The following is a 17,203-nucleotide window of genomic DNA, read 5'->3' as shown; positions in this document are numbered from 1 at the left end:
CGCCGCCCTCGTGGCGACGCTCCGCCTCCACCACGACGCTGTCGAGCTCGACGAGGTCGATCCAGTCGGCGAGCAGGCGGTAACCGCCGTCGGTGCGCTCGACGCGGTCCCGGCCGACCACGCGGCGGACCCGGCTCGCGAGCACGGCCAGCTGGTCCGCGGGTCTCGCCGGCGGCGCGTCTCCCCAGAGGGCGTCGACGAGGGCGTCGGTCGGCACCGGGCGCCCCCGCGCCAGCGCGAGCAGCTGCAGCAGGGCCCGCGCCTTGCGGTCCAGGCGCGACAGGTCGGACCCGTCGACGGTGAGCTCGCCGAGGACCCGCACGGAGAGTGCAGCCACGGCGCGATCGTACGCGCGGACGACGCCTCCTTGCAGCGGCTGCAACCTCGCTGCAAGGTCCGCCCGGAAAGGTCCGGGTCACCCCCCGGCGAACGGCGCCGGACCCTCGGAGGAGAAATGCCATGACCCAGACCGCGACCAGCAAGCAGACCAGCGAGCAGAAGAGCTTCGAGACCCCCGACGAGACCCGGTCCTTCGAGCGAGGGCAGGTCGAGATCGTCAACATCGGCGGCGCCGAGATCGGCCGCCTGGTGCTCCAGCCCGGCTGGCGCTGGTCGGAGCACGTCAAGCCGATCGCCGGCACCGAGCTCTGCGAGGCCCCGCACTTCCAGTACCACGTGAGCGGCACCCTCGGTGTCCGGATGGCCGACGGCACCGAGTACGTCCTGCGCCCGGGCGACGTCTCGTCGTTCCCCGAGGGTCACGACGGCTGGGTGATCGGCGACGAGCCGGCCGTCGTCGTCGACTTCTACGGCGCCTCGAACTACGCCAAGCACGACCACTGAACCTCGCTGGAAACCACCGGTCCGGCCCGTCCGAACGGGCCGGATCGGCCATTTACACGGAATCCCGGTGTGTAAAGCAGCACATTGGCTACCGATCGGTAGCCGGGAGTGACCACGCTCACCTACTCTCGTCCCATGAGCGCTTCGAACCAGCCTGAAGGTGTCGGCGGCGGCCCCCTCGTCGACGGTCCGCACGACCCGGAGCACGACCCGCGGGCGTCCTACGTCCTGGAGCGTGACTTCGTCGCGACCCTCACCGGCCGGGTGCTGGCGACGACCGGCAAGACCGTCACGCTGGTCTCCCCGCTCGACGGCGCTCCGCTGGCGACCATCCCGCAGTCCAGCGCCGACGACGTGGCCGAGGCCTACCGCCGCGCGCGGGTCGCACAGGCGGCCTGGGCCCGCACCTCGATGGCGGAGCGCAGCGCGGTCATGCTGCGCCTCCACGACCTGCTCATGGAGCGGATGCCCGACCTGCTCGACATGATCACGCTCGAGAACGGCAAGGCCCGCAAGCACGCGTACGACGAGGTCGTGCACACCGCGCTGACCGCCCGCTACTACGCGCGGACGTCGGCCAAGCACATGGCGACCGAGCGCCGTGGCGGGGTCATCCCGGTCGCGACCCGGATCGACATCAACCACGTCCCCAAGGGCGTCGTCGGCATCATCTCGCCCTGGAACTACCCGCTCACGATGGCGCTCTCCGACGGCCTGCCCGCTCTGATGGCCGGCAACGCCGTGGTCGCCAAGCCCGACGCCCAGACGATGCTCACCGCGCTCATGGGCGTGAAGCTGATGGACGAGGCGGGCTTCCCGAAGGACCTGTGGCAGGTCGTGGCGGGCCCCGGGCGCGAGCTCGGGACGCCGATGATCGACCGTTCCGACTACATCTGCTTCACCGGATCGACGGCGACCGGCAAGCTGATCGCGAAGCAGTGCGCCGAGCGCCTCATCGGCGCCTCCCTCGAGCTCGGCGGCAAGAACCCGCTGCTGGTGCTCCGTGACGCCGACGTCGAGAAGGCGGCCGAGGGTGCCGTCCGCGCCAGCTTCTCCAACGCCGGACAGCTCTGCGTCTCCGCCGAGCGGATCTTCGTCGCCGACCAGGTCTACGACCGGTTCGTCGAGCGGTTCGTCGCGCGCACCCAGGCGATGACGCTGGGTGCCTCCCTGGACTGGGAGGTCGACATGGGCCCGCTCATCTCCGCCGACCAGCTCGAGACGGTCAACGCCCACGTCGACGACGCCGTCGAGAAGGGCGCACGGGTGCTGACCGGTGGCCGTGCCCGGCCCGACCTCGCGCCGTACTTCTACGAGCCGACGATCCTCGAGGGCGTCAGCCCCGACATGACCTGCTTCGGTCACGAGACGTTCGGCCCTGTGGTGTCGATCTACCGCTTCCACGACGAGTCCGACGCCGTCGCCCGCGCCAACGACGGCGAGTACGGCCTCAACGCCGCGATCTTCAGCCAGGACGGCACCCGAGCCCGGGCGATCGCCCGCCAGGTCAAGTGCGGCACGGTCAACATCAACGAGGCCTTCGGTGCGACCTTCGGCAGCGTGGCCGCCCCGATGGGCGGCATGCGCGAGTCCGGCATGGGCCGCCGCCAGGGCGCGGAGGGGATCCACCGCTACACGGAGACCCAGTCGGTCGGCACGCAGCGCGTCGTCAGGCTCTCGCCGCAGTTCGGGCTGAGCTCGGAGCAGTACGCCAAGGTGCAGGTCCTCGGGCTCAAGGTCCTCAACAAGCTCGGACGGGCCTGAGCCGTGGGGACCGACGTGGGCAACGGGTTCGACTACGACGTCCTCATCATCGGCTCGGGTTTCGGCGGCTCCGTCTCGGCGCTGCGTCTCACCGAGAAGGGCTACAAGGTCGCCGTCCTCGAGGCGGGCGCGCGCTTCGAGGACGACGACTTCGCCGACAGCTCCTGGGACCTGAAGCGCTACCTGTTCCAGCCGGAGATCGGCTGCTACGGCATCCAGCGCATCGACGCCGTCCGCGACTGCCTCATCCTCGCCGGCGCGGGCGTGGGCGGCGGCTCGCTCGTCTACGCCAACACGCTCTACGAGCCGCTCGACCCGTTCTACAACGACCCGTCCTGGTCGCACATCACCGACTGGAAGACCGAGCTGGCGCCGTACTACGACCAGGCGAAGCGGATGCTCGGCGTCGTCGAGTACGCCGAGATGACGCCCTCCGACGAGGTCATGAAGGCCGTCGCCGAGGAGATGGGGGCCGGCCACACGTTCCACCCGACGCCGGTCGGGGTGTTCTTCGGCGGACCGGACCAGAGCGCAGGTCAGCAGGTCGCCGATCCCTACTTCGGCGGAGCCGGGCCGACCCGCAACACCTGCCTCAACTGCGGCGAGTGCATGACGGGCTGCCGCCACAACGCGAAGAACACCCTGGTCAAGAACTACCTGTACCTCGCCGAGCAGAACGGCGCGGTGGTGCACCCGATGACCACGGTGACCCGGGTGCGTCCGTTGGACGGCGGCGGCTACGAGGTCGACGCCATGTGGACCAAGGCCAAGCTGTCGCGTCGTACCGCGCGCCGGACCTACACCGCCGAGCACGTCATCTTCGCTGCCGCCGCGCTCGGTACGCAGAAGCTGCTCCACCAGCTGAAGGCGACCGGTGACCTGCCCCGGGTCTCCGACCGGCTGGGCCTGCTGACCCGCACCAACTCCGAGTCGCTGCTGGGCGCGATCGCGCCGAAGGGGGCGACCGCCGACTTCACCCGCGGCGTGGCGATCACGTCCTCCTGGCACCCGGACGAGGTGACCCACATCGAGCCCTGTCGCTACGGCAAGGGATCCAACGCCATGTCCCTCATGCAGACGGTGCTCACCGACGGCGACGGCGACGAGCCCCGGTGGAAGACCTGGCTGAAGGAGCTGTGGAAGGAGAAGGCCAACGTCCTCGACCTGTACGACGTCCGGCACTGGTCGGAGCGGGTCGTGATCGCGCTCGTCATGCAGACGGTCGACAACTCGATCACCACCATGCCGAAGCGGATCCCCGGTCTGGGGTGGCGGCTGACGTCGAAGCAGGGTCACGGGGAGCCGAACCCGACCTGGATCCCGGTCGCCAACGAGGCTGTCCGCAAGATGGCCGAGCACATGGGGGGCAAGGCGGGCGGCACCATCGGTGAGCCGTTCAACATGCCGCTCACCGCCCACTTCATCGGCGGCTGCACCATCGGTGACAGCCCGGAGACCGGCGTGGTCGACCCCTACCACCGGATCTACGGCTACGAGGGCCTCCACATCGCCGACGGCTCGACCATCTCCGCCAACCTCGGCGTGAACCCGTCGCTGACGATCACCGCCCAGGCCGAGCGGGCGATGGCGTTCTGGCCGAACAAGGGCGAGGCCGACACCCGGCCGGCCCCGGGGACGTCGTACCAGCGCCTCCAGCCGGTCGCGCCGAAGCAGCCGGTCGTCCCCGACGACGCCCCCGGCGCGCTCCGGCTGCCGATCGTCGGGGTCAGTTGACCTGGAAAACTTCCAGAAAATACTTCCGATACGGAGGAACGCGGGCGTAACCCGGCCCGCGTGGCATCGTTGATCGAGCGAGCCCGGGGATTCACGCTCCCTCCCGAAGCCCGGGCTCGGTCCAGGCACTGTCCAGCAGCTGCATGGACGATCAGGGCCCGACCACCCTCCCTCCCCGGTCGGGCCCTGGTGCTTTTTCCGGGTGGTTGTCATGATCCGTGGATGACCGAGTGGGACTTCAGTGACCTCAAGGCGATCTACATCAACTGCACGTTGAAGAAGAGCCCGGAGCCCAGTCACACGCAGGGCCTGATCGATGCCAGTGCGGCGATCATGATGAAGCACGGCGTGACCGTCGAGGAGGTCCGTGCGGTCGACCACCCGATCGCCACCGGCGTCTATCCGGACATGCGTGAGCACGGCTGGGAGGTGGACGCCTGGCCCGACATCTACCCGCAGGTCCTCGACAGCGACATCCTCGTCATCGCGGGTCCGATCTGGCTCGGTGACAACTCCTCGATCACCAAGCAGGTCATCGAACGGCTGTACGCGCTCAGCGGGCAGCTCAACGACAAGGGGCAGTACCTCTTCTACGGCCGGGTGGCGGGCTGCCTCATCACCGGCAACGAGGACGGCATCAAGCACTGCGCCCAGAACGTCCTCTACTCGCTGCAGCACCTCGGCTACACGGTCCCGCCCAACGCCGACGCGGGCTGGATCGGCGAGGCCGGCCCCGGTCCGTCGTACCTCGACCCGGGCAGCGGTGGTCCCGAGAACGACTTCACCAACCGCAACACCACGTTCATGACGTGGAACCTGATGCACCTGGCCAAGATGCTCAAGGACGCCGGCGGCGTGCCCGGCTACGGCAACCAGCGCTCGGAGTGGAACGCCGGCACCCGGTTCGACTGGGAGAACCCCGAGTACCGCTCCTAGCGCTGGTCGACGGTCGGCTCCCTGCCTAGTCGTCGTTCAGGAGTGAGACGACCCCGGTCGCGCGACCGATCGCCAGCCCGGCACTGGGTGCGGAGAGCTTCACGTTGAAGGTCTCGGTCCCCTCGGCGAGGCTGTCGGTCTTGACCGGGACGATGACGTAGGCCGTCGTCGCTCCCGCCGCGAACGTCAGCGTGCCGCTGCGGGTGGTGTAGTCCGTCGTGGCGGTCGCGGTGCCCGCGACGGTGGCCCAGGCGACCGTCGTCTGTGACGGCGCGGGTGCGGAGAGAGTGACTGTCAGGACGGCGTTGCGGGTGCCGCCGGTGCCCTCGAGGAGCGACGCGGTGCCCGCGGCGACGCGCAGCCCGGCCAACGGCGGGTCGTCGTCGATGACCCGCCCGTTGCCGGTCGCGCGCTTCAACGTCGCCCCGGTCGGGAGCGACAGCTTCACTCGGTAGGTCTCGTCGGCCTCGTCGCTCGTGTCGCCCCGCACGCTCACGTTGACGTAGCCGACGGTGGTGCCGGCCGGGATGGTGAGGGTGCCGGTCGTCGTCACGTAGTCCGTGCCGGCGGTGGCGCTGATGGCCTCGGTCGCGTACTTCACGGTGACCGGGTTCGGGCTGGGCGCCGACAGCGTGACGACGAAGCGGGTCGCCCGGGTGCCGGAGGAGCCCTCGGCCACGGCCCCGTCACCGATGGCGAGGGACGGCGTAGCCGCCGCGCTGCCGCTCCAGCTGAGCTTGAGGTCGCCGGGGTTCTCGCCGTTGTAGGTGTCCACCGCGATCCGGTACGTCGTACCGGCGGTGGCCGTGAAGGTCACCCGACTCTTGCGGTTGGTGTCGGCAGTGATGTCGTCGTTGGCGGCCACCAGGCTCAGGCCGTTGACCGCGGACCCGGTGTAGACGCCCAGCAGGGTGTCGACGTCGGTGCCGCTCCCCAGGGTGTCGAAGGTGACCTGCCCGGACGCGGGGGCGGTCCACCTCCACCAGACCGACCCGCCGCCGCCGTTGTCGGTGATCGTGGGCTCCCCGGTCTCGCGGGTCGCGCCCACGCTGTGCTCGGTCGTCGAGCCCGTGGCGCCGGTGAGGGTGGTCGCTCCGGCGAAGTCGTCGTTGACCGGGCGGATCCGGACGTGGGTGCGCAGCGTCCCGACCGCGGTGGTGTTCGCTCCCGAGTCGTAGTAGCCGCCGACCTGGAAGTAGTAGGTCTGACCGGCCTGGGCCACGAGCTCCGGGACCCTGGAGGTCGTGTCGGTGTTGGTGACGGCGTCGTCGTTGCACGAGTGGGCCGTCAGGCCGGCGAGCGTGGTGCCCTGCCACACGTTCAGGACAGTGTCGAAGCTGCTGCCGGAGGTGTCGGCCTTGACCCGGACGTCGCGGGTCGGCGTGTAGCGGTACCAGACGGTCCGGCCGATCGAGCATCCTCCCTGGGAGAACTCGCCGGTCTGCGCCGTCGCGGCGGTGTTGTTCACCTCGGAGTCGAAGACGCGGGTGCCGATGGTCGTCGCGCCCGCGAAGTCGTCGTTCGCGGGCCGGGTCGAGCCCCCGGCGAGGGAGAAGGTCGCCTGCATGGTCGGGCCGCTGGCGCCCACGCCACTCATCGAGACCCCGGTCGGGGTGCCGTTGTTGAGGTTGCTGTTGGGGGTCGTCGATCCGTTGAAGGTCGTGGCGCCGCCGGACTTGAAGGTGTTGCCCGGGTCGCCGTCCGACCCGAGGGGGATGGCTTGACCGTTGGCCTCCTCGATGTCGACGAGCTTGGCCGCGCCGTTCTGGTTGCTGCCCCTCGTCTCGTCGATGTGCCAGACCACGATCCCGGCGCCCGGGAGCGAAGCGTCGTAACCGGTCTGCTGCCGGTTCTCGACCAGGAAGTACTCGCCGCTGCCGCCGCCCTGCCAGGACCAGTCCTGGGGACCGCCAGGGTTCTGCAGCAGCTGGAAGGCCGCTCCGTTCGTGCCGCTCGCGCCGGCGTTGAGGCTGACGGTCTGGGTACCGGTCACAGCGGACGGGGTGATCCAGCCCTTGAAGGAGCGCGACCACGCGTCCAGCCCGGTCGGCGTCTCGCCGTCGTACTGGTCGACGCCGGGGACGTCGCCCCAGGAGCCCGCGTCCATCACGCTCCAGGCGCCGATGCCTCCGTGGGTCGGGGTGGCCTTCGTGTCGTAGAGATCGGGCAGGTCGAGGTCGTGACCGATCTCGTGGACCATGATCCCCATCGTGGCCATGTGGTCGCCGTGCATCTCGCCGAACTGGGTGTAGCCCCAGCCCCCGACGCTCTTGCCGTCGACGGTCGGGATCTCGCCGCCCTGGAGGACCCACTGGTGTCCCCAAACCCACTTCCCGAAGGCCTTGCAGCACGAGCCCTCCTGTCCCGCGGCGATGACGGTGATGTGGAGCTCGTTGTTGCGGACGACGCCGTCGCCGTCGGTGTCGTACGCGGCGTAGTTGACGTAGGGGTTCGCGGCGAGGATGGCGTTGCGGGTGAGCATCCGGTTGTCGACGTCGGTGTTGCCGTTGGGGTGGTTCGTGCCGACGTTGACCCAGCCGACGACCCCGTCGTTCACGGTGCCGTGGCTCTCGGCGGCGGGCGACAGCGTGAACTGCCCTCCCGAGGCCTGGGAGTAGTAGTGCGCGACGCTCTTGGTGCCCCCGAAGTAGGCCTGGCTCCAAGCCGCCGGTGTCGTGCCGAGGCTGGCCTGGTCGTTGAACCGCGCAAGGATCACCAGCGACTTCTCCGTGCCGAGCGAGACCGACCGCCGCGGCCCACCGACGTTCTTGGCGACGCGGACCGGGGCGTGGCTGTTCGTGCGGAGCCGCTCGGCCCGCGCGGAGAGACGACGGTCTCGCAGGTGCCTGCGCATCGTCGGACGGTCCTCGCCGACGACGAGCGCGGAGGCGCGGAGCTCACCCGTTCGCGTCCTGCGTGCGTAGGACCAGAAGCCGTCACGTCGCTTGAGGATCGTGTGGCCGGCCCGCGTCTCGTAGCCGTTGTACCACTCGTCGCCGAACTGGCGGGCCTTGAATTCCTGACCGTCGGGTTGGCTGAGCGTCGTGACGCCCGGCCGCGCCGGCACCGCCTGCGCCGGCGTCGAGAGCAGGAGCGCCGCTGCTACCGCGGCGACCGCAAGGACCAGGAGACCCGCGAGGGTCCATCGGCGGGTGCTGGCGGCGGTGGATGACATGGAGGGATCCTCCGTCAAGTAAAGAACGGCCGCAGGACATACCGGAAACTCGTCGAGGAATCTCCTCGATACGATTCGCCCATGACGGCGCCTGACGGACAGCACGGTGAGCACGACCTGGTCCTGGTGGTCGACTTCGGGGCGCAGTACGCGCAGCTGATCGCCCGCCGGGTGCGCGAGGCGCGGGTCTACTCCGAGATCGTGCCGCACACGATGAGCGTGGCCGAGATGGTCGCGAAGGGGCCGAAGGCGATCATCCTGTCCGGCGGTCCGTCGTCGGTCTACGAGGAGGGTGCGCCGAGCCTCGACGACGCCCTGTTCGAGACCGGTACGGCGGTCTTCGGCATGTGCTACGGCTTCCAGCTGATGGCGCAGGGACTCGGCGGCACAGTGTCGGCGACCGGCGCCCGGGAGTACGGCCGGACGCGGGTCCACGTCGGCCACGCCGGCACCCTGCTCGGGGGGATCCCGACCGAGCACAACGTCTGGATGTCCCACGGCGACTCGGTGACGGCGGCGCCGGACGGCTTCGAGGTGCTCGCGTCGACCGAGGCCACGCCGGTGGCGGCGTTCGAGCACGTCGAGCGGCGCTTCGCCGGGGTGCAGTGGCACCCGGAGGTGCTGCACACCGAGCACGGCCAGAAGGTCCTCGAGCACTTCCTCTGGGACATCGCCGGCTGCCGCCAGACCTGGACGATCGGCAACATCGCCGAGGAGCAGATCGAGCGGATCCGCGAGCAGATCGGCACCGACGGCCGGGCCATCTGCGGCCTCTCCGGTGGCGTCGACTCCGCCGTGGCCGCGGCGATCGTGCAGAAGGCGATCGGCGACCGGCTCACCTGCGTCTACGTCGACCACGGCCTGATGCGCAAGGACGAGACCGAGCAGATCGAGCGCGACTTCGTCGCCGCGACCGGCACGAAGCTGATCGTCGTCGACGCGGAGAAGCAGTTCCTCGAGGCGCTCGCCGGCGTCACCGACCCCGAGACCAAGCGGAAGATCATCGGCCGCGAGTTCATCAGGACGTTCGAGGCCGCCGAGGTCGAGGTCATCAAGAACGCCCCCGAGGGCTCCACGGTGAAGTTCCTCGTGCAGGGCACGCTCTACCCCGACGTGGTCGAGTCGGGCGGGGGAGCCGGCACCCACAACATCAAGTCCCACCACAACGTCGGCGGCCTGCCGGAGGACCTCGAGTTCGAGCTCGTCGAGCCGTTGCGCACCCTCTTCAAGGACGAGGTCCGCCTGGTCGGCGAGCAGCTCGGCCTGCCGCCGGAGATCGTCTGGCGCCACCCGTTCCCCGGACCCGGCCTCGGCATCCGGATCATCGGCGAGGTGACCCGCGAGCGCCTCGACATCCTGCGCGAGGCCGACGCCATCGCCCGCGCCGAGCTCACCGCCGCCGGCCTCGACCGCGACATCTGGCAGTTCCCCGTGGTGCTCCTCGCCGACGTCCGCTCCGTCGGAGTCCAGGGCGACGGCCGCACCTACGGCCACCCCGTCGTGCTGCGCCCGGTGACCTCCGAGGACGCGATGACCGCCGACTGGGCGCGGGTCCCCTACGACGTCCTGGAGAAGATCTCGACCCGGATCACCAACGAGGTCCGCGAGATCAACCGGGTGACGGTCGACATCACCAGCAAGCCGCCGGGCACCATCGAGTGGGAGTGAGTCAGGCGATCTGACCGCTTGCAGCGGACGGTCCCTCCTCCCCAGCCCGGCCAGTATCGGCCGGATCCCTGCGGGGCACACCCGGATCGGCCTAGAGTTTGCTCGTCGCAACAGCCCCCGATGAGGTGACGATGAAGCTCCTGTCCGTTGCCCTGCTGGTCCTGGGCGCGTTCCTCGTACCCGTTCCCGCGCAGGCGGTCGGGGTCGACTACGTCGTGGACGGGGACACGATCCGGCTGCGGTCCGGGGCCTACGTCCGGCTGATCGGGATCGACACCCCTGAGGTCGGTGAGTGCGGCTACCAGGCGGCGAAGCGCAAGCTCGACCAGTGGGTCGGTGGGCAGGCGCGCCTGGTCAACCCCGGCGGTGTCGACGACCGCGACGGCTACGACCGGCTGCTGCGCTACGTCCACGACGCGGGGCGCGACACCGGCCTGGCGCTCATCCGGCTCGGCCTGGCCAAGGCCCGGTACGACGGACTCGACGGCTACGACCGGCACCCCCGCCAGGACGCCTACCGCGCTGCCGACCGCCGCAGCCGCGACGTCTGCTGACCGGGCTCGGGTCCGCTCGTCTCAGCTCGGGTCGACGGGGGCGATGCCGTTGCGGTGCCGGTCGGCGAGCTCGAGGTAGTACAGCGCGTTGGTCTCGACCCACAGCTCGGCGGTGGTGCCGGCGATCGCCTTCTTCGGTGCGGCCGGGGCGCCGGCGGCGAGGACGCCGGGGTCGATCTGGGTGCCGGGGGTGAGGACCGACCCGGCGGCGACGAGGGAGCCGGCGCCGATGGCGGCGTGGTCGAGGACGATGCTGCCGTTGCCGAGCAGCGCCTTCTCGCCCATCGTGTCGCCGTGGAAGACGCACGAGTGCGCGATCGTCGCGTTCGGGCCGATCTCGATGGTCACGTCCGGGGCGGCGTGCACGACCGAGTTGTCCTGGATGTTCGAGCCCTCGCGGACGATGATCGTGCAGATGTCGGCGCGGAGGACGGCGCCGTACCAGATGCTCGCGCCCTTCTCGACGCGCACGTCGCCGATCAGCGTCGCGGTGGGGGCGACGAACGCCTCGGGGTGGACCTGCGGCCGGCGGCCTTCGAACTCAAAGAGAAGCACGGCGCCACGGTAGGGCACCGCGGCTCCCGGGTGCGGGCCAGGTCTCAGGTGCCGCAGAAGGTCCGGTAGCGACCGAAGTCCGCGGGTGCGGGCGCGGCGAAGCGCTCGAGGCCGGGCCGCTCGTCGAAGGGCCGTCGTACGGCGTCGAGCAGCGCCTCGAGGGGCGCGAGGTCGTCCTCCGTCGCCGCCGCCAGCGCCTCCTCCACGAGGTGGTTGCGGGGCAGGTAGAGCGGGTTGACCCGGTCCATCGCGTCGGGATCCGGGCCGAGCGCCCGCCACCCGGCGAGCCAGGCGTCGAACGCCTCGAGGTCCAGGAAGAGCGCGCGCACGGGTCCGCTGTCGCCGCGCGCGGCGGTGGCCAGGTGCCGCCAGAACGACGTGTGGTCGACGTGGCTGCGCTCCAGGAGGTCCAGGAGCGTGTCGGCGAGCGCGTCCGGAGCGCTCGCGTGACCGGTCAGGCCGAGCTTCGCCCGGAGCGCGCGGGACCGCGCGTCGTCGTACGCCGGGCGGAACGACCCCAGCGCGGCGGAGGCCAGGTCGACGGCGCGGTCCGGGTCCTCGTCGAGCAGGGGCAGTAGCGCCTCGCCGAAGCGGGCGAGGTTCCACTCCGCGGCGGCCGGCTGGTTCGCGTAGGCGTAGCGCCCGCCCTGGTCGATCGAGCTGAACACGGTCGCCGGGTCGAAGGCCTCGAGGAAGGCGCACGGGCCGTAGTCGATGGTCTCGCCGGAGATCGTCATGTTGTCGGTGTTCATGACGCCGTGGACGAACCCGACCGACATCCACCGGGCCACCAGGTCGGCCTGGGCGGCGACGACGGCGCGGTAGAACGCGAGGTAGGGCTGGGCGTCCGCGGCGGCGGCCGGGTGGTGACGCTGGATCGCGTGGTCGGCCAGGCGCCGGAGGAGGTCGACCTCACCGGCTGCCTGGACGAGCTGGAAGGAACCCACCCGCAGGTGGCTGCTGGCGACCCGGGTGAGGACGGCGCCGGGCAGCATCGTCTCCCGGTGGACGTCGCGCCCGGTGGCGACCACGGCCAGCGACCGGGTCGTCGGGATGCCGAGGGCGTGCATGGCCTCGCTGACGACGTACTCCCGCAGCATCGGGCCGAGGGCGGCGAGGCCGTCGCCGCCACGGGCGAACGGCGTGCGACCGGATCCCTTGAGGTGGACGTCCCGCAGCCGCCCCTGACGGTCGGACACCTCGCCGAGCAGGAGGGCCCGGCCGTCACCCAGCCGCGTGAACCCGCCGAACTGGTGGCCGGCGTAGGCCTGGGCCACGGGGTTCGCGCCCGGGGGGAGCCGGGTGCCGGTGAGCAGTCCGACGCCGTCGTCGGTCCGCAGCTGCTCCGGGTCCAGCCCGAGCTCGGCGGCGAGCGGCTCGTTGAGGACCGTCAGCCGCGGCGCCGGGCAGTCGGCCGCCTGCCACGCCACGGCCAGCTCGGGCAGTGCGGTCGCGAAGCGTGACTCCAGGGTCGCGACGCCCGCTGCCGTGGTCATGCCGCAAGCCTACGGACCGTGGCCGACCCGGGATCAGGCGCTGGCATCGAGGCCGACGAGGAGCTGGTCGAGCAGGCGTCGCAGCTCGACCGCGTCCTCGACCCGGAGCCCGGTGCCGCGCCAGGCCTGCTCCGGGACGTCGGCGACGCGGTCGCGGAGCCGCGTGCCCTCGGCGGTCGGCTCGACGAGCACGCGGCGCTCGTCGGCGGCATCGCGGTGCCGCGCGACGTGACCGGCACTCTCGAGCCGCTTGAGGACCGGGGTCAGCGTGCCGGAGTCGAGGTGGAGCCGGGCGCCGATCTCGCCGACGGTCAGCGGTCCGTCGGCGTCCCACAGGGCCAGCATCGTGACGTACTGCGGATAGGTCAGGCCGACCTCGGCGAGGAGCTCGGCGTAGCGACGGGTGATCCCGCGCGCGGCGGCGTACAGCGGCAGGCAGAGCTGCGCGCTGAGCGCGAGCTGCGGCGGAGCGGTCATGGAAGAAAGCATACTTGCACAAATAGATTGTGCACAATATGATTGGTCACATGGATATCCTCTACACGGCAAGCGCGGTCGCAACCGGCGGCGGGCGCAACGGTCACGTCCAGTCCACCGACGGGTTCATCGACACCGACGTCCGGGTCCCGCGGGAGCTCGGTGGCGCCGGCGGCGCGACCAACCCCGAGCAGCTCTTCGCAGCCGGCTACGCCGCGTGCTTCCACTCGGCGCTCCAGCTGGTCGCGGGCCAGGCCAAGCTCGACGTGACGGACTCCGAGGTCGTCGCCGACGTCTCCCTCGGCGCGAACGGCGTCGGCGGGTTCGGGTTGGCGGTCCAGCTCGAGGTGGCGCTGCCGAACCTCGACCGGGACGTGGCGGAGAAGCTCGTCGAGCAGGCCCACCAGGTGTGCCCCTACTCCAACGCCACCCGCGGCAACATCGAGGTCACCCTGTCGGTGGCGTGACCGCCGCCAGGCGGGCGGGTCCTGTCACTCCTCGGTGTCGGCGTCGCCGAGCGGCGGGCCGTCGAAGCGCTCGAGCGTGGCGAGCTCGGACACCGGTCGCCGCTTGAGGCGCGTGACGCCCTTGACCGGCCGGCCGAGCGGGATCACGCACGCGACCGCGTAGGGGTCGGGGATCCCCAGCAGCTCCTTGAGAGCCGGCTCCTGGGCGATCGCCATCGTGGTGAAGGTGCCGCCGTAGCCGCGCTCCCGGGCGGCGAGCAGGATGTTCCAGGCGAGCGGATAGACCGAGGCGCCGGCGACGATGCCGACCCGGTCGAGCAGCTGGTCGGTCGCGGCCACCGCCGAGAGGTCCACGCAGACGACGAGCACCGCGGCCGCCGTACGGATCGGTTCGACGAGGTGCGGGGGGACCGGCGTCGCGGCGATCTGCTCCGCGGTGAGCGTGGTGGGCACGACCGGGTTCCAGGGCCCCTCGCGTACGGCGCCCTGGGCGGCGTAGCGCCGTGCGCCCGGACCGGTGATCTCGACCAGCCGTTCGCGTGTCTCCCGGTCCCGTACGACGACGATGCGCGCCCCCTGCCGGTTGCCGCCGCTGGGGGCGAACCGGGCGACCTCGAGGATCTCGGCCAGCACCTCGTCGGGCAGCGGGTCGTCGGTGAACTCCCGCACCGCGGCCGTCGTCCGCAGCACCTCCTGCAGCTCCATGGCTCTCCCTTCCGCGCCGGGTGGGACCGGCGACCGCTCCGTCAGTCCTACCAGGGCGCCGGTTTGTAGTCCTTCACGAAGCAGCCGTAGAGGTCCTCGCCGGCCTCGCCGCGGACGATCGGGTCGTAGACCCGGGCGGCGCCGTCGACGAGGTCGAGCGGCGCGTGCCAGCCCTCGGCCGCGATCCGGAGCTTCTCCTGGTGGGGGCGCTCGTCGGTGATCCACCCGGTGTCGACCGCGGTCATGAGGATCTTGTCGGTCTCGAACATCTCGGTCGCCGAGGTCCGGGTGAGCATGTTGAGCGACGCCTTGGCCATGTTGGTGTGCGGGTGGCCCGCGCCCTTGTAGCGGCGGCCGCCGAACTGGCCCTCCATCGCACTGACGTTGACGACGTAGGCGCGCCGGGCACCCGCGTTGACGGCCGCCCGCATCGCCGGCCGCAGCCGGGAGACCAGCAGGAACGGGGCGATGGCGTTGCAGAACTGCACCTCGAGCAGCTCGAGCGGGTCGACCTCGTCGACCACCTGGGTCCAGGAGTTGTTGGTCTGGAGGTCGGGGAGCAGGCCGCCGGCGTCGACGGCGGTGCCGTCGAGGTGGGCTTCGAGCGACGCGTGGCCGGCCTTGAGTGCGAGCGCCGTCAGCGACGCCGCGTTGTGGGCGGCGACCGCGTGCTCCTCGGACTCGCCCTCGTGGTGGGCGACCGCGTGGGCCTGGAGGGCGCCGGTGATCGCGGCCGGGTGGGCCTCGGAGATCCGGTCGAACGTGACCATCTCCGGCAGCACCGGCACGTCGGGCAGCGGCGCCGCCTCCATCTCGACGAGCTGGGAGTAGGCGCCGGGGGAGCGTCGTACGGTCTGGCAGGCGTTGTTGATGAGGATGTCGAGCGGGCCGTCGGCGGTGACGTCGTCGGTGAGGGCGACGACCTGGGTGGGGTCGCGCAGGTCGATCCCGACGATCTTGAGCCGGTGCAGCCAGTCGGCGGAGTCGTCCATCGCGGCGAACCGGCGGACCGCGTCCTTGGGGAAGCGGGTGGTGATGGTGGTGTGCGCGCCGTCGCGCAGCAGGCGCAGCGCGATGTACATCCCGATCTTCGCCCGGCCGCCGGTGAGCAGCGCCCGCTTGCCCGTGAGGTCGGTGCGCTGGTCGCGCTTGGTGTGGGAGAAGGCCGCGCAGTCGGGGCAGAGGCCGTGGTAGAACGCGTCGACCACGGTGAAGTCCTGCTTGCAGATGTAGCAGCCGCGCGCGGTGAGGAGCTCCCCGGCGGTCGCGCCGGTCGCGGTCGACACGAGCGGGATCCCCGCCGTCTCGTCGTCGATCCGCATCGCCGAGCCGGTCGCGGTGCTCTCGATGATCGCCTGGTCGTGGGCGGCCCGTTCGGCGCGGATCGCCGCCCGCCGGGTCTTCTTGATGAGCTTCCACATGTGCCCGGTGGCGTGCTTGACCGTGCGGACGTCCGGGTGCTCGGGGTCGAGCTTGTGCAGCGATCCCAGCACCTTCAGGGTCGTCGCGAGCTCGTCGGGGTCGACGCGGTCCAGCGGGTACTCCGGGTCAGGCACCGGATGAATCTAGTACCTGTCCGGTCAGGAACAGCAGGACGTCGCTCAGCAGGCGGTGTGCCTGCTCGCGGGTGAGCGTCTCCTTGCGGCTCCATTCCTGGATCGCGGCCTTCGCCATGCCGCCATAACAGCGCACCGTCGCCTGGGCGTGACCGTCCTCCTCGTCGATGCCGACCAGCTGGAGGACGCGCCGGGCGGCCAGGTCGTCGGCGGCGTCGACGATCGCCGCGACCTCGGGGTCGGCGCCGACGCCACCTCCGAGCACGGTCGCGTACGACGCCACGTGCCGCTCGGCGGAGTCCATGAACCAGGTGATCGCCGCGTCGACCTTCTCCTGGGCCGTGCCCTCGGCGAGCGCCGGCGTCTCCTCGAGCTCGGGGAGCATGACGATCTGCCGGACGACCTCGAGGTAGAGCCCGCGCTTGTCGCTGAAGTAGTGGTTGAGGAGACCGCGGGCCACCCCGGCCTCACGGGCGATGTCGACCGTGGAGACCTCGGCGTAGGGCCGGAGCGCGAACAGCCGCGCGGCGCTCGCGACGATCAGCTCGCGGCGCTCGTCGGCGGGCAGCCGTTGGCGCCGGCGGGCGGGAGCGGCGGTCTGGGGCACGCCTCATGCTTGCACACGGGACCCAGTCCGACGAGGACTATTGGCAAACTGCCAATACGCTTCTAGGCTGCTCCGGTCGCCGTCGACGAGGAGCGCCGCCATGCCGTCTGCCATCACCACCTGTCCGCTCTGCGAGGCGAGCTGTGGCGTGGAGGTCACCGTCGCGGACGGCCGGATCCGCGTCCGGGGCGATCGCGACGACGTCCTCAGCCAGGGCTTCCTGTGCCCCAAGGGCGCGAGCATCGGCCACCTCCACGACGACCCCGACCGGCTCCGGAAGCCGATGGTCAAGCGCGGCGGTGAGCACGTCGAGGTGTCCTGGGACGAGGCGTTCGACGAGGTCGCGCGACGGCTGCCGCCGATCATGGAGGAGCACGGCCGGGAGTCGGTCGCGGCGTACTTCGGGAACCCGACCGCCCACCAGCTGGCCGCCTCGCTCTACCTGCGTCCCCTGATCCAGGCGCTCGGGACGCCCAACGTCTACAGCGCCGGCTCCGTCGACCAGCTCCCCAAGGTGTTCGCGGCCGGCTACCTGTACGGCGACCCGGCGACGGTCCCGGTGCCCGACCTCGACCGCACCGACCACCTGGTCGTGATCGGCGCCGACCCACTGGTGTCCAACGGCAGCCTGGTCACCGCGCCCGACATGCCGCGCCGGCTCCGCGC

At 71.0% G+C, this 17,203-nt stretch carries 16 protein-coding genes; 8 read left to right on the top strand and 8 right to left on the bottom strand.

What is annotated here, in order from left to right; translation table 11 throughout:
* A partial coding sequence (locus H0487_RS10545) for a winged helix-turn-helix domain-containing protein (RefSeq protein WP_183094192.1) occupies positions 1 to 337 on the bottom strand: 337 nt, incomplete at its 3' end.
* 122 nt (positions 338 to 459) lie between these two features.
* On the opposite strand from H0487_RS10545, the gene H0487_RS10540 reads away from it, so the two are divergent.
* The 4 genes from H0487_RS10540 to H0487_RS10525 all read left to right on the top strand — a co-directional run bounded on the left by H0487_RS10540 (position 460) and on the right by H0487_RS10525 (position 5,277).
* Positions 460 to 843 carry a cupin domain-containing protein gene (locus H0487_RS10540; RefSeq protein ID WP_183094191.1) on the top strand — a complete coding sequence of 128 codons (384 nt, stop codon included), beginning with the start codon at positions 460 to 462 and terminating at the stop codon, positions 841 to 843.
* 135 nt (positions 844 to 978) lie between these two features.
* On the top strand, positions 979 to 2,607 hold the full coding sequence (locus tag H0487_RS10535) for a succinic semialdehyde dehydrogenase (RefSeq protein ID WP_183094190.1): 1,629 nt from the start codon (positions 979 to 981) through the stop codon (positions 2,605 to 2,607).
* A gap of 3 nt (positions 2,608 to 2,610) precedes the next feature.
* On the top strand, positions 2,611 to 4,341 hold the full coding sequence (locus tag H0487_RS10530) for a GMC oxidoreductase (protein WP_312855900.1): 1,731 nt from the start codon (positions 2,611 to 2,613) through the stop codon (positions 4,339 to 4,341).
* A 222-nt stretch (positions 4,342 to 4,563) separates the two neighbouring features.
* Positions 4,564 to 5,277: a flavodoxin family protein gene (locus H0487_RS10525; protein WP_183094189.1), complete on the top strand. Its 714-nt coding sequence runs from the start codon at positions 4,564 to 4,566 to the stop codon at positions 5,275 to 5,277.
* A gap of 25 nt (positions 5,278 to 5,302) precedes the next feature.
* Here the strand turns inward: H0487_RS10525 and H0487_RS10520 are convergent, their stop codons facing one another.
* Positions 5,303 to 8,452, bottom strand: a complete 3,150-nt coding sequence (locus H0487_RS10520; protein ID WP_183094188.1) for a M6 family metalloprotease domain-containing protein — start codon at positions 8,450 to 8,452, stop codon at positions 5,303 to 5,305.
* An 81-nt stretch (positions 8,453 to 8,533) separates the two neighbouring features.
* Here H0487_RS10520 and guaA point away from each other — a divergent pair, with 81 nt between their 5' ends.
* A complete protein-coding gene (gene guaA, locus H0487_RS10515) occupies positions 8,534 to 10,120 on the top strand; it encodes a glutamine-hydrolyzing GMP synthase (RefSeq protein WP_183094187.1) in 1,587 nt (528 codons plus the stop codon).
* Between the two features lie 131 nt (positions 10,121 to 10,251).
* Positions 10,252 to 10,674, top strand: coding sequence for a thermonuclease family protein (locus H0487_RS10510; protein WP_183094186.1), 423 nt, complete (start codon positions 10,252 to 10,254; stop codon positions 10,672 to 10,674).
* Positions 10,675 to 10,695: 21 nt separating this feature from the next.
* On the opposite strand, the gene H0487_RS24270 is transcribed toward H0487_RS10510, so the two are convergent.
* Genes H0487_RS24270 through H0487_RS10495 form a run of 3 tightly spaced genes read right to left on the bottom strand, consistent with a single transcriptional unit; the run spans position 10,696 to position 13,202 of the window.
* Positions 10,696 to 11,229 (bottom strand): gamma carbonic anhydrase family protein, encoded by a 534-nt coding sequence (locus tag H0487_RS24270; RefSeq protein ID WP_183094185.1) that lies wholly within the window; start codon positions 11,227 to 11,229, stop codon positions 10,696 to 10,698.
* A 44-nt stretch (positions 11,230 to 11,273) separates the two neighbouring features.
* Entirely contained in the window at positions 11,274 to 12,725 is a 1,452-nt protein-coding gene (locus tag H0487_RS10500; protein ID WP_183094184.1) for a protein adenylyltransferase SelO, read from the bottom strand.
* Positions 12,726 to 12,758: 33 nt separating this feature from the next.
* The gene (locus H0487_RS10495) at positions 12,759 to 13,202 is read right to left on the bottom strand and encodes a MarR family winged helix-turn-helix transcriptional regulator (RefSeq protein ID WP_183094183.1); all 444 of its coding nucleotides are present in this window, start codon (positions 13,200 to 13,202) and stop codon (positions 12,759 to 12,761) included.
* 41 nt (positions 13,203 to 13,243) lie between these two features.
* On the opposite strand from H0487_RS10495, the gene H0487_RS10490 reads away from it, so the two are divergent.
* Positions 13,244 to 13,669, top strand: coding sequence for an organic hydroperoxide resistance protein (locus tag H0487_RS10490; protein WP_376766675.1), 426 nt, complete (start codon positions 13,244 to 13,246; stop codon positions 13,667 to 13,669).
* A 24-nt stretch (positions 13,670 to 13,693) separates the two neighbouring features.
* Here the strand turns inward: H0487_RS10490 and H0487_RS10485 are convergent, their stop codons facing one another.
* Genes H0487_RS10485 through H0487_RS10475 form a run of 3 tightly spaced genes read right to left on the bottom strand, consistent with a single transcriptional unit; the run spans position 13,694 to position 16,537 of the window.
* The gene (locus H0487_RS10485) at positions 13,694 to 14,374 is read right to left on the bottom strand and encodes a nitroreductase family protein (protein WP_183094181.1); all 681 of its coding nucleotides are present in this window, start codon (positions 14,372 to 14,374) and stop codon (positions 13,694 to 13,696) included.
* 47 nt (positions 14,375 to 14,421) lie between these two features.
* Positions 14,422 to 15,930 carry an SDR family NAD(P)-dependent oxidoreductase gene (locus H0487_RS10480; protein ID WP_183094180.1) on the bottom strand — a complete coding sequence of 503 codons (1,509 nt, stop codon included), beginning with the start codon at positions 15,928 to 15,930 and terminating at the stop codon, positions 14,422 to 14,424.
* The gene (locus tag H0487_RS10475) at positions 15,923 to 16,537 is read right to left on the bottom strand and encodes a TetR/AcrR family transcriptional regulator (RefSeq protein WP_183094179.1); all 615 of its coding nucleotides are present in this window, start codon (positions 16,535 to 16,537) and stop codon (positions 15,923 to 15,925) included. The genes H0487_RS10480 and H0487_RS10475 overlap by 8 nt, the downstream gene beginning before the upstream one ends.
* A gap of 100 nt (positions 16,538 to 16,637) precedes the next feature.
* Between H0487_RS10475 and H0487_RS23340 the strand changes: the two genes are divergently transcribed.
* The coding region (locus tag H0487_RS23340; RefSeq protein ID WP_246383327.1) for a molybdopterin-dependent oxidoreductase at positions 16,638 to 17,203 on the top strand (566 nt) is incomplete at its 3' end.

Source organism: Nocardioides stalactiti, assembly GCF_014180715.1.
In the GTDB taxonomy this organism is placed as follows: Bacteria; Actinomycetota; Actinomycetes; order Propionibacteriales; family Nocardioidaceae; genus Nocardioides; species Nocardioides stalactiti.
The sequence above is the reverse complement of the archived record's forward strand: the minus strand, read 5'-3'. Positions and strand labels throughout refer to the sequence as shown.

Coding starts and splice junctions, on each gene's coding strand:
- H0487_RS10540 (WP_183094191.1), top strand. CDS start 460: ATGACCCAGACCGCGACCAGCAAGCAGACCAGCGAGCAGAAGAGCTTC.
- H0487_RS10535 (WP_183094190.1), top strand. CDS start 979: ATGAGCGCTTCGAACCAGCCTGAAGGTGTCGGCGGCGGCCCCCTCGTC.
- H0487_RS10525 (WP_183094189.1), top strand. CDS start 4,564: ATGACCGAGTGGGACTTCAGTGACCTCAAGGCGATCTACATCAACTGC.
- H0487_RS10520 (WP_183094188.1), bottom strand. CDS start 8,452: ATGTCATCCACCGCCGCCAGCACCCGCCGATGGACCCTCGCGGGTCTC.
- guaA (WP_183094187.1), top strand. CDS start 8,534: ATGACGGCGCCTGACGGACAGCACGGTGAGCACGACCTGGTCCTGGTG.
- H0487_RS10510 (WP_183094186.1), top strand. CDS start 10,252: ATGAAGCTCCTGTCCGTTGCCCTGCTGGTCCTGGGCGCGTTCCTCGTA.
- H0487_RS10500 (WP_183094184.1), bottom strand. CDS start 12,725: ATGACCACGGCAGCGGGCGTCGCGACCCTGGAGTCACGCTTCGCGACC.
- H0487_RS10495 (WP_183094183.1), bottom strand. CDS start 13,202: ATGACCGCTCCGCCGCAGCTCGCGCTCAGCGCGCAGCTCTGCCTGCCG.
- H0487_RS10485 (WP_183094181.1), bottom strand. CDS start 14,374: ATGGAGCTGCAGGAGGTGCTGCGGACGACGGCCGCGGTGCGGGAGTTC.